The 12,151-nt window shown below is 45.1% G+C and carries 10 protein-coding genes; all 10 read right to left on the minus strand.

Translation table 11 applies throughout. The features are described from left to right. Window positions 1-30: 30 nt before the first annotated feature. The 10 genes from dhaL to NST47_RS32880 all read right to left on the minus strand — a co-directional run bounded on the left by dhaL (window position 31) and on the right by NST47_RS32880 (window position 11,766). Window positions 31-699 (minus strand): dihydroxyacetone kinase subunit DhaL, encoded by a 669-nt coding sequence (dhaL, locus tag NST47_RS32835; RefSeq protein ID WP_341158895.1) that lies wholly within the window; start codon window positions 697-699, stop codon window positions 31-33. 285 nt (window positions 700-984) lie between these two features. Further along, the gene (locus tag NST47_RS32840) at window positions 985-1,980 is read right to left on the minus strand and encodes a dihydroxyacetone kinase subunit DhaK (protein WP_341158896.1); all 996 of its coding nucleotides are present in this window, start codon (window positions 1,978-1,980) and stop codon (window positions 985-987) included. 427 nt (window positions 1,981-2,407) lie between these two features. Beyond that, window positions 2,408-4,732 (minus strand): helix-turn-helix domain-containing protein, encoded by a 2,325-nt coding sequence (locus tag NST47_RS32845; RefSeq protein WP_341158897.1) that lies wholly within the window; start codon window positions 4,730-4,732, stop codon window positions 2,408-2,410. Window positions 4,733-4,879: 147 nt separating this feature from the next. Continuing rightward, window positions 4,880-6,439, minus strand: coding sequence for an extracellular solute-binding protein (locus tag NST47_RS32850; RefSeq protein WP_076234036.1), 1,560 nt, complete (start codon window positions 6,437-6,439; stop codon window positions 4,880-4,882). A gap of 26 nt (window positions 6,440-6,465) precedes the next feature. Continuing rightward, window positions 6,466-7,347, minus strand: a complete 882-nt coding sequence (locus tag NST47_RS32855) for a carbohydrate ABC transporter permease (protein WP_076234037.1) — start codon at window positions 7,345-7,347, stop codon at window positions 6,466-6,468. 14 nt (window positions 7,348-7,361) lie between these two features. Continuing rightward, entirely contained in the window at window positions 7,362-8,288 is a 927-nt protein-coding gene (locus tag NST47_RS32860; protein ID WP_341158898.1) for an ABC transporter permease, read from the minus strand. Window positions 8,289-8,298: 10 nt separating this feature from the next. Next, complete coding sequence (locus tag NST47_RS32865) at window positions 8,299-8,754, minus strand: heme-degrading domain-containing protein (RefSeq protein ID WP_341158899.1); 456 nt, start codon at window positions 8,752-8,754, stop codon at window positions 8,299-8,301. A gap of 208 nt (window positions 8,755-8,962) precedes the next feature. Continuing rightward, window positions 8,963-9,814: a phytanoyl-CoA dioxygenase family protein gene (locus NST47_RS32870; protein ID WP_341158900.1), complete on the minus strand. Its 852-nt coding sequence runs from the start codon at window positions 9,812-9,814 to the stop codon at window positions 8,963-8,965. Window positions 9,815-10,257: 443 nt separating this feature from the next. Next, on the minus strand, window positions 10,258-11,328 hold the full coding sequence (locus NST47_RS32875) for an S-layer homology domain-containing protein (protein WP_341158901.1): 1,071 nt from the start codon (window positions 11,326-11,328) through the stop codon (window positions 10,258-10,260). Window positions 11,329-11,514: 186 nt separating this feature from the next. Then, window positions 11,515-11,766, minus strand: coding sequence for a hypothetical protein (locus NST47_RS32880; protein ID WP_341158902.1), 252 nt, complete (start codon window positions 11,764-11,766; stop codon window positions 11,515-11,517). Between the last annotated feature and the right edge of the window lie 385 nt (window positions 11,767-12,151).

The raw sequence follows: 12,151 nt of genomic DNA on the forward strand, positions 1-12,151 counted from the left end.
CTCCACGGATTTTTATTTGGATAGATCCTTTTATTTAAATAGTGATTTCTGCACATTGATGCGCTGCAGTTCCTTGATTTGTTCATAAAAGGCAGACAATATCACGTAAGCTGAGGTAGCCCCCGGGTCTTGATGTCCCAAAGCACGGTCGCCTAATTTGTTGGACCGGCCTGTTTTGGACAGCATGCTTTTCGTCAATTCCATCCCGAATTTGCCTGCCTGAACGGCTTCATGGAAGCAAGCCGCCAGATCCTTGTCCTCACGATACGCTTGCTGCAAGCTCTCGATAGCCGGTATCCACGTATCGAGCATTGTTTTGCTTCCTCGCTCGGCTTTCCCCCGCTCTTGAATCCCTTGCACCAGCGCTGTCCAGAATGCGATCATATCGGCCTGACTGATAACCGATTGGCCTTGCAGCACAGCTCCTCCCCGGATAAAACCCGTGGCATACAATGGACCTACCGAGGAGCCCACCGCATTAAGAAAGCTCATTGCCATGTCCTTGCACAACAATCCGCAATCTTCCTTTTCAAAAGCATTTACCGTATCAGCTATCGCCTGCCATCCAAGTGACATCGTTACACCGTGGTCGCCATCGCCTAATGCTCGATCCAGCTCGGACAAATATTCTTTTTCTTCTTCGATGCGAGCTTGAGTAGCTAACAGCATGTTTTTGAATTGTTGAATCGATATGTTCATGGATTTCCCTCCTGAGAGTTTTGCGTAGCAAAACTGACTTCGTAAGCATAGACTTAGAGTTTTGCGTAGCAAAACTGGCTTCGTAAGCATGGACTTGGAAGCTCGGTGATTAAGTCTCGCTGCGCTGCCAAATATCCTTCCGATCGCTGTTGAAATCGTGAAAATTGATGAGATTAAAGTAGTTTATTCACGATTTCAAAGGCGAACGCTGACGCTTCTCCAGGACCATTTGGCCGCTCCGCTCTTTATTCACCTGACTTCTGGAATTTTGCGTATTCGCATGATTTACACCTGAACAAACATGGCGCAATCGGCTGGCTCATCGATCAATTCAGCAAGCTCATCATCCAGCTTCATGATGGATACGGAGCAGCCACCCATTTCCAACGATGTCACATACTCGCCAACATAGGAACGGTGGATCTGAATGCCTCTTTCCTCCAGCAGCTTTGCAATGCTTCTATATATAATGAATAACTGCATTTGTGGAGTAGAGCCCAATCCATTGACAAGCACCGCAGCACGTTCACCTGTACCCATCGGCATATCCTCCATAATGCGGTCAAACAAGATCCGGGCAACCTCATCAGCGGTTTGAAGTGATCCCCGCATAACTCCTGGTTCACCGTGGATGCCCAAACCGATTTCCATTTCATCATCACCCAGTGTAAAGCTCGGTTCTCCGGTTTGTGGCAAGTAACACGGCGATAATCCAACCCCCATGGTTCGAACACTATCATTTGCATGGGCAGCTAGTCTGACAACCTCATCCAATGGCAAGCCTTTGTTGGCTGCTGCCCCGGCCGCTTTATAAACCAGAAAACAGCCTGCAATCCCACGGCGCTGCTCCGAGCTCGCTGCTGAAGCTACATCGTCCGTTACCCGGACCGTCTCCACACGAATGTCCTCAAAGCCTGCCAATTCAACCGCCATGTCAAAGTTCATACAGTCTCCTGCATAGTTTCCATACAAATAAACGACACCTGCGCCCCCGTGTATTTCCTTGGTAACCTCCAAAATAGGGGCAGGTGGTGGGGATGCGAACACGTTGCCAACGGCAACACCATCAGCCAGCCCTTTGCCGATCAGTCCCAAAGAAGCGGGTTCATGACCTGAGCCTCCACCGATCACGATACCCACTTTACCGGGACGAGACGTATTGACACTCACGATCGACCGCTTGTTTTGTGGCAAAATTCTCACATACTGAGGATAGGCCGCTGCATATCCTTCCATCATTTCATCAACTACCGAGTTAGGTGCATTGATTAGCTTTTTCATGGTTGAATGTTAGCCTCCCATTGATTTCTTGCAGAAAAGCCGGATTGCCAGCTTTCCTCATTCACGTACTCATTATAGGGTCACTTCCATACAGCATTAAACTGACAATTCATATGAATCGGGACTGAACAAGATTTGTCAATTGAATCGAGATGCAATGAGCGGATCGCAAAGGGTTGAGGCTGTACTTTTTACGGGTATTCTCCTTACAGGACATTTTTTGTCCAATCTTGAGCAGCCTAGAAATCTGGTGAATAAGTCCCGCTGCGCGTCCAAATATCCTTCCGATCACTGAGAAATACTACTGCATCCTTCCAGTAATCAAATTTCACAGGATAGACTACAGCCAAAAAAGCCGTTCATAAATGAACGACTTTAAGTGAGAGCTCATCATTCTTTTTTTGAGCACCAAGAAGTCATAACTAAGCTAACGATTCGAAATTCGATACTGCTTCGGCGACATGCCTACATAACGCTGAAAGGCCCGGTTCAAATTCCGTTCCGAATACCCGACCACCTCGGCAATTTCCATCACACTCAGATCGGTATCCTGCAACGATTGCTTCGCTTTCTCCACCTTATATTCAGTCAAATATTCAATAAACGCAACGCCAACCTCCTTTTTGAACATGCGGCTCAAATAAGAAGGACTCATTCCGATCATCTCGGCACTTTCGATCAGGGAATGATTGGCACCGGGATTTTCGCGGATATGCTTGCATACTTTCTGAATGGCGATTTTGACACTTTTTTTACGAAATTCTTCAGTAAGCTGTTGATACAATGGAAAAATAATCTCAATGTACCATTCATAGATTTCACGTGCAGTTTGCCTTGCCTTGAGCTGATCAAACCAATTGCCCTCCAACGAATCGATCACGCCCGGCCCCTGCTCCTCCAATGATTGAATAATCGAAGAAAGCAGCACATGATAGCACTGATAGATCGTATTATAGGAGCCGGAGTCGCGCAGGGTTTTGGCAAATTCGTTCAAGCCCTTCTCCGCATACACTAGCTCGCCTCTGGACAAAGCTTCGACAATGACCTTTTCCTGTTCACGAGGATAGAAAAATAACGATTGCTTCGCCGAAGGCTCCAGCTCGTCAAAAAATAAAATGGCCTGCGAATCACTGAAAATCCGGTTTTGCAAAGCTGCCTGAGCCTCATGATAGCCGTCCGATAATCGCGTGATGTCTATATAAATACCACCAACGCCATTGGATACCGAGAAGGATAAGTATTTGTTAAGAGCTTCCTTGATCTCCTCGGCAAACGTCCGTGTCAGCTGCAGAATCCGCTCTCTCGGTACGCTTTCATCAAAGTGCAGAATGGTGATGCTCTCCCGCTCATTGTTCTCGACAACATAGCCATTTAGCTGGGATTTGGTCAGCAGCTCCTTGATTACATTCATGACTGCAAACAGAACAATAGCTCCTTCATTGGGCAAAAAGCGCTTTTCTTTAAATAAATTTTCAACAATCGTGATCAATACAACAAACGAGCCCTTTGTCGGGATTTGAAATTCATCACAGTCCCGCAGCAGTGATTCGCCGCTTCCCGTGAAGCCCTTCAGAAACTTTCTCAACAGCTGATCTCTAAGGTTGGGCTGTGTTTTTTGCATATACGTTTCGAGCGCCAACGCTTGCTCGTTCAAATGACCCAGACACGATTTTAAGAACTCAATTTCGTTGCCCTGCTGCTTGATCGACCGTCCGCCCTGCAGGTTCTCTCCATATTTGATCAAATTCTCGATCGGATTATAAATCCTTTTGGAAGCAAAGAACGTCAGCAGCAGGCCAACAATGAGAAAAACCGCTACCGTAAATACAATCAGCCACCGAATCCAGCTGACCTGCTGCAGCAATTCGTTCTCGGGAAGCAGGGAAATATAGGTTCTGCCCAGCAGCGATTTCTGAAAAACGGCTATATACGAATCGCCATTTTGAGCTTTAATCAGGTATTGCCCGGAGCTCGTTTCATCTTTCAAAATATCCGTCAGTCCCACCGTATCGCCAGCCAGCTTGCCCCAAGTCAAATCATTGGTGGAATGTAAAATAATTTTGTTATTGGAGTCCAGTATAAGCAGCGATTGGTTTTTGGAAAAGGTGGAATAACCCGTCAGATTGTTCTTGAGCACCTCTTCCTTCACATGAACGAGCAGTGCCCCCTGAGGCTGGTCTGAGGGAAGAATCGGCAGTCTGCGAAAATATGTGATGTATCCGTTTACAGCCGCATCGGGAAGATAAACCCAGCCTGCCGGAATATTCATATTCAGAGCGGCATCCAGATCGCTGCGACTTTTGTAATTATCGTAAGTCACATAACCATAATTCTGGGCGAGCACAATCCCGGATAAAGCCTCATAAAAAACAATATCATCGATCAGATTATTGGAGTTTTTGTGTAGCAGGAACAGATCCTGAACCCCGCTCTGCTGAAACCAATCAGTTTTAAAACCCGGCTTGCCGATATTATCCTTCACAAAAGAACTGATCGATATTTTCAGAGAATCATGCTCGACATTCGTCATCAGATTTTCCATACGATCCTTCATCAGCACTAATGCAGCCTTGTTGTCTTCTTTAAATTGCTCGCTCACTTTAACAATCGAAAAATGATAGTAAGCGCTACCAGCAATAATAATGGGAATAGATACGGTCAGACAGCCAAACCAAATCAACCGCTTTAAATAATTCGTTCGCGGCAACAGCGAGAAAAAAGTTCTTTGTATGAAATCCAGGCATCTTCTCATTGGTGCACTCCCCTGACCGATGGATGGTATTCCATGTAACTGAATTATAACAAAATTAGCTGAATATCGCCATAAAACAGCAATATTGCGACCACCGGATATCCTTCGCTCCGGTGGCCACAACGGGCTTGATCAGATATAATTGTATTATTTACCAGTAAATGTTTTGTAAGCATCGCTGAATTCTTTGAATGCCTTTTTCATTTCAGGCAAAGCTCTCAGCTTGGCTGTATAAGCTTTGAACTCATCCATGGAAATTTGGCCAACAATCGCTTTAGCCTCCATCGTCTTCCATTCGCTTTCATATTTCGGCCAAGTATTCAACCAGGTCGGGGAAATGATACCTTTGAAAGGGTCTACCAAGCCAACCTCATCGAATTTTTCGACTTCTTTTATTTTCGCATCGTTAAATGCTTTTGAACCGGAAGCACTAATGACCTTGCCCCACTTGGAGTAAGCCAATACGCCTGCGCCTTTACTCGTTACGTTGACTTCCTTCACGCCCTGCTCTGTCAGCGTTTTCTGTCCATCTACCACTTTGTAGTGGACGCCTTCAATACCATAGTATGCAAAATCGGTCATTTCTTGGGACGCTGTTTGCTCCAAATATTTAAGCAATTGCTTCACTCTGGCTTCTGGTACTTTCTTGGAAATGTAGTAGCCGCCGGATACACCTGTTTGCAGATCCAGCGCATAATCGCCTTTAGGTCCTTTTAATAGCAGATTCAAAATTTTGGCATCCGGCTGCGTCTTTCTGTTTTCCTTCTCCCACTCATCATCCCACCAAATGCTGTTCGTATAGGACGCTGCTTTACCGGTTCTGAACAATTCCTCGTTCTGGGTTCTCTTCATAACCGAAAATTCCTTAGGCAATCCGCCGTCTGTATACATTTGGCGGAAATAGGCAATCATATCATCCCATTGCGGCGTCAGTCTCGTTTCGATCATGCCGCCCTCTTCATTGTACGTAGGATTCAATGCACCGAATCCGGCTGCAAACAAGGTGGTGCCGTCATCTACAACAACGCCTTGGCCGATGATGCCAAGTGTATCCTTTTTGCCATTGCCGTCCAGATCGGCATCGGTAATTTTCTTCAATGCCGCTGCATACTCATCCAATGTGGTTGGAACCGGAATGTTCAGCTTATCCAGCCAATCCTTACGGATTTTCAGGCCCAGATCGACACGGGAACGGGAGCGTGGCAGCGCATACACTTTTCCGTCAACGGACAAATATTTGAGTGCATCCTTAGCCAGATTGTTTTTCAGGTTCGGGAATTCTTTGAAATCCCCCAGGAAAGGACCCAAATCCCAGAAAGCGCCGTTCTTGGCTGCATTGATCAGTGACGGTCTGTTCGCATTCGGTGAGGACAGGATTTCCGGAAGATCGCCGGAGGCCAGCACCAAATCCATTTTCGTATCGATATCACCGGATGGCACCCATTCCATTTCCAGCTTGGAATTTGTGCGTTTTTGCCATTCCGTCCAATAAGCATTGTTCATATCAGGTGCATCGTTATACAAGCCTGCGAAGATTTTGACAGTTAATGGCTTCTCTGCTTCAGCAGCTTTGGGTGCTGCCTTGGGATCTGCTGCAGGTGCAGCAGTCTTCGAGCCGCTGCCACCGTCCGAACAAGCCGCCAGCATCGAAATGGCTAATAAGCAGGACAAGCTCATGGACAATCTTTTCACGTGTAGTGGTTTCATTTGTTAAATCCCCCTCATCATTTGTGTTAACCTTTAACTGATCCTAACATAACTCCCTTGGCAAAATGCTTCTGTAAAAACGGGTACACGAGCAGGATTGGTGCCATTGCAAGCATAATGGAAGCCATCCGAATCGTTTCCTGAGGTACCGCACGGGAATCGCCTCCCGCACCTGCCTGCCCTACACCATTGGAATCAGAATCGATTACCAATGTTTTAATAAGGACCTGCAGTGTCCACTTCTTGGAATCGGACAAGTAAATCAGCGCATTAAAATAAGTGTTCCAATAAGATACGGCGAAAAATAGCGTGAAGGCTGCAATCGCCGGCATGGATAAAGGAATAACGATTCTCAGGAATACGCCAATATCGGTGCATCCATCGATCCGTGCGGAGTCTTCCAATTCCGCAGGCAAAGATTCAAAGAAGCTTTTGATAACAATCAAGCTCCACGCGCTTGTTAAGCTCGGCCAGATTAAACTCCAAAGTGAGTTAATTAATCCTAATTCCTTAACCAGGATATAGCCGGGTACAATCCCCGCATTAAATACGAGTGTGAAGACAACCGCGCTCAGCATAAAATTCCGACCAGGCATTGCTTTTTTTGTAAGCGTATACGCGAGAGTGAACGAACAAACAATACTCAGCGCTGTACCGATAACGGTAATAAATATCGTGTTGCTCAGAGAGTTCAGAAAGCTGTTGGTCGACAACAAGTATTTGTAGGCGGCCAGCGACCATTGGTCCGGGAACAAATAAAATTTTAGCGGCACATACACATCAGGATCGGTGAAGGAAACACTGAATACGTAAATGAAAGGGAACACACAAACGAATGAAGTGATCGCCAGAAGCGTATAATTCACCCAATCAAAGGTGGTCATTTTCTTGCTTGCAACAAAGCTCATGAGACGTCTCCTTTCTAATAGATACCGTCTTGGCCCATCTTCTTAACGGTATAATTGGATGCCAACACCAACACCAAACCAACCAAGCCCTTGAACATCCCAACCGTAACCCCTACACTGATCTGGCCTTTAAGAATACCATGCGTGTAGGCATACGTATCAAAAACCTCAGCAACCGACATCACCAATGGATTTAACATCAGCAGCACTTGCTCAAAGCCGACATCCGCCATATGACCCAGACGCAGAATCAACAAAATAATAATCGTCGGACGAATAGCCGGAAGCGTAATATGCCAGATTTGCCGAAACCGGCTGGCTCCGTCAACAACGGCTGCTTCATAGCGCTGAGGATCAACGCCTGCCATCGCTGCCAGGAAAATAATCGTCCCCCATCCCGCTTCTTTCCACATATTTTGAAACGTGATAAGCCCCCAAAAATAGTTAGGATTGGATAAAAACAAAATACGCTCATAACCTGCATCACTTAGAAGTTTGTTGATAATACCGATTTCTGAGGAGAAAATAAAGAACGTCATACTGACCACGACCACCCAGGATAAAAAATGGGGTAAATACACGATCGATTGGTTAATTTTTTTGAATACTTCACTTCTCACTTCATTGAGCATGAGGGATAGAAAGATGGGTAATGGGAACATCAGAATCAGACCGAATATATTGATGGCAAACGTGTTTCTTAACATGAGGTAAAAATTTTCGTCGGCGAACAATTCCTTGAAATGCTTGATACCGACCCATTCAGCGCCAGCGAAGCCCGTATAGGGGTTATATTCGAAGAATGCCAGGAGCAAGCCCCACATCGGAACGAATTTAAATAATAGGAAATATAAAATGCCGGGCAGCGCGAGCAGGTACATGTATTTGTACTGTAAGATACTGTTCCATAACCGGGAACGCGCAGCTACACTTTTTGCCATAAGTCCACCTCTATTTTGCTGTATTCACAAATTCCTTCAGTACCGAAGTGACTAATTGATGATCTTGCTCCTGTGGAAGACCCGACACGGTAACGGAGCCTACAACGCCAACGCCTTCAATCATGATGGGAAACGACCCGCCAACCGCCGCGTATTCATTGGGATCAACAAAGCCCCATTCCAGCATCGTAATTTGCTTCGACTTGAGTAAAACACTCATGTAGTAAGAGCTGCGGCCAAACTGGTGAACCACATTGCTTTTACGTTTCACCCATTGCGCATTATTCAATGTCTTGCCTTCCATCGCGCAGTGAAAAATCGACTGTCCATTCTTGGTAATATCGACCAGAATCGATTTATGCTCAAATGCAGCCTTAGCTACGATTCTACAGCCGATTTCAAAAGCCATTTGATTCGTAAATGTCTTAAATTGCAATTCCTGCTCTTCCTGTAAAAGCTGTTCCAATAATGCTGTGCAATCTTCCAATTTGAACACATCCCAATCTTTGAGTGGCTGACAAACCGCTGCACCGTCTTTTCGTCAGGAGCTGCAAAAAGACGGATGCACGTTTGTTCGAAATTAACTGTAAGGATTACAAGCCCATGCCTTCCACAGTGACTGCAAATCACCGGAATTACCGGCCATACAATACACTTATTTGTTCGAGGGACTTCTAGGAATCAATTGTTGCAGCGCCCTTGGACTGCTCAGGAGCATGCTCTCTTAACCAAACGCGCAGCGGCACATCGGCATCCGTTGGTGTGTAATAACCGTTTGCGTTCACGCAATCACCCAGAAGCTGGCGTTGGATCGGCGTGCATTGATCCCATAGACTTTGTACCGTCATATCATCCTTGGTTTTGATCCAGCGATAGCCGTAGCCATAGAACAACACTTTACGTGTAATATCCGACCAGTTCGTGCTAGCAGCATGCCACAGTCTGCGGTCGAAGAATACAGCCGTTCCCGGCTTCACGCATACCGGAATCGCACCTGGGATTTGACCGACTGTTGGAATATCGATATCATCCGTCAAGTGGCTGTTCGGTACAATGTAGAAGTTACCGCGATCCGGCTCGGAGATATCCGACAGAAAGTAGGCTACTTTTAAAGAAAGACGTGGGCGTGGGTGAGATTCGATCTCCTGGTTCACGCGGCCGCTGTCTTGGTGCCATGGGAAGGGCTTATCATAATTTTTGGGTTGCCCTGTCGGCGGCGTTACAATCAGATGGCAATGATATAAGTAAATGTTCCAGCCCAGTATGCCCCATACCTTAGGAAGAACCTTTTCATAATCGACCAGCTTCAAAAACTCAGGATGATCCGGAATAAAGTTCGGGTGGAACAACGCTTTCGTTGGATCGTGACCGTTACTTACGCCTTCTTCATATATTCCATCGACGATCTCCGTCAACTTGGCAACGTGTTCTTCTGAAAGGACGTTCTCCAAAATCAAATAACCTGTCTCATCAAAAGTCTTACGCTCATCCTCCGTCAATCCGTACTGCAAGCATGATTTGTCCATGAATCGTTAGCCTCCATAATTTGGTTTATGATGCTGCCCCTCAGGCTCAACCCTCTCATCTGTGGTTAACCGATGCTGCTGGGCTGATTTGATTATAGGGTCATCTCGTTACAGCATAAAACTGACAATTCATATGAATCCGCTCAGGACAATATTTGTCTAAGCCACTTTTGCTTTGTAAACGCTGGTAGAATGGGGATAGTGCAGGCATTTAGGCCACAGTTATATGGCGAATAACAATTATTGTCTAGCTACTGACGGATATTGTGTAGAACGTTTGAAGTCTTTTTCTATACTTGAAATGCTAATTCTAATGACCGTAAACGCAAAAAAGCCCACGCCCTATGACGGGACGAGGACTACTGAATGTGGTTCCAGTAAGACCGGATTATTTCCTTATAAATTCAAACAAGCTCGCCAATGGAGATTAACGTGATTAATAATTATTCTGCGATAGTCACGCTATTATTACCAATAGTCATTATTAAAGGTTGTGATTTGCCTCTGTCCGCGAACTGGGCTTGTTTAATTGACTTAGCCACAGCGTAACCAGTCCAACCCGAATAGGTCCCTGGTTTTCCTGTATCTAGTCCTGCCACATTTCCAGTAGGATTAAGATTGGCTCTGAAGTTTACATTACCATACTCCACAAGAGTGTCTGGTTTAAAGAAATCTCGATAAGCATAAACCCCATTATCTGTGCCATCGACAACGATATCAATCTGAAATGCAATAGTAACAAATTTTGTAAGGTCCATTCTGCTATTAGGATTATACCCATCAAACAAATACCCATAAGGTTGATCCGCACCTTTGTTATATTCCAGCATAACAACCTTATTGACTTTGATCGTCACACCGTTCCCCCAATGACCTTCCACAGGTAATGCGACAGGCTTAATCTTCCAAACTCTTTCAATATTAGTACCTATCTTATTAATCGTCGCCATATCCAGCGCCGCTTCATCCACAGGTAGCTCCTTACCTGCTCGTTTGGACAGAATCCGTTCAATGATCGTGACCGCCTGAGCACGAGTCGTATTCCCCTTCTCGTCCAACTCTCCGCCACCCACGCCACCGATCAATCCGAGCTTAACGGCATCTTCCATAGCTGCAGCCGATTTCGTATCCGCAGCCTTTGTCGCTACCATAGCCATCTCGCTTCGTACCATCGGGTAAGCCATATCATCCGAGTAAAAGGTTTCCGATAAAATTCCATCATCCTGGAGCGCTTTTACATAGGGCAGGTACCACAGATTCGATTGTTCAGGAGTCACCTTCTTCCCAATTGCAGTGGCAACCATTTTAATAAATTCCGCACGGGTCACAGCCCCATCCGGTTTAAACGTCCCATCAGGATAGCCGTCCACATACCCCGTGTCCACAGCCGTACGGATACTCGGTTGACTCCAGTGATTCACCGTGTCTGTAAAATCTTTAGCGGCAAGGCTTTCATTCCCGGCCACGACAAGCAAAGCTGCTGCCGTTGCTACGGCTATCATGATTTTCTTCATTATGTTCGCTCCTCGTATAGTGTGAATTTTCATTATTTCTCTTTATTCAATTTGTAATAAAAACCTTATACGGGTATTACATGGGTTAAGTCTGTTATTGGTTGAGTAAAGGGTTCAATCGGCACTGGATAGCCCCCACCAAAAAAAAACTTGAATAGTAAGAGACCAATCAAGATTTTCTATAAATTATGATTCAAATGCAGTTCTTTCTGGAAACTTGCCGCCTTCCCTAATCAAACAAACCACAAGCCTTTGAGCGGCTCTGTCAAAATAAAATTTGGAAGGAATATCAGGGTCAGGTAAAGTCTCTAACTCTGCAAATTTCTTCGTTACCTTATTCAATTCAATTTTCCCCATGACATTTTCATTTGGACCAAATCGGTAAACAACGGTTTCATCATCTTCATGTTCTTTTAGCAGTAATACATACGAAGCCAAATTCACTCCTCCTCAGGTGGATACCACGGACGATCAGAATCAACTGTCTATCGTGTGCAGTCCTATAATCTTTTAAATATACCTTCAAATTTAGATTAAAAAAGTTCATGATTTAATAAATCAATGTCTTGTTGTTGAAAATTCCCTTTTTGAAGCTTGTCCCATGCTTGTGCAATTTCATAATCTGCTTCAAAACGTCCAACACCATGTTCTTTAATATGCTCTTTAAAAAACAGATCGTCTTTTGTTCTCTGGATTCTATCCTCGAAATTCCTGTATTTTTAGCAATACTCTGAACATCAACATTCGATTTTCTAAAGGATTCATACATTGCATCAGCCGTATCGAGGTGCTTTAGATATTCATCAACTGAAAGTTCTCTCCG

The organism is Paenibacillus sp. FSL H8-0034 (genome assembly GCF_038000305.1).
GTDB lineage: Bacteria > Bacillota > Bacilli > Paenibacillales > NBRC-103111 > Paenibacillus_S.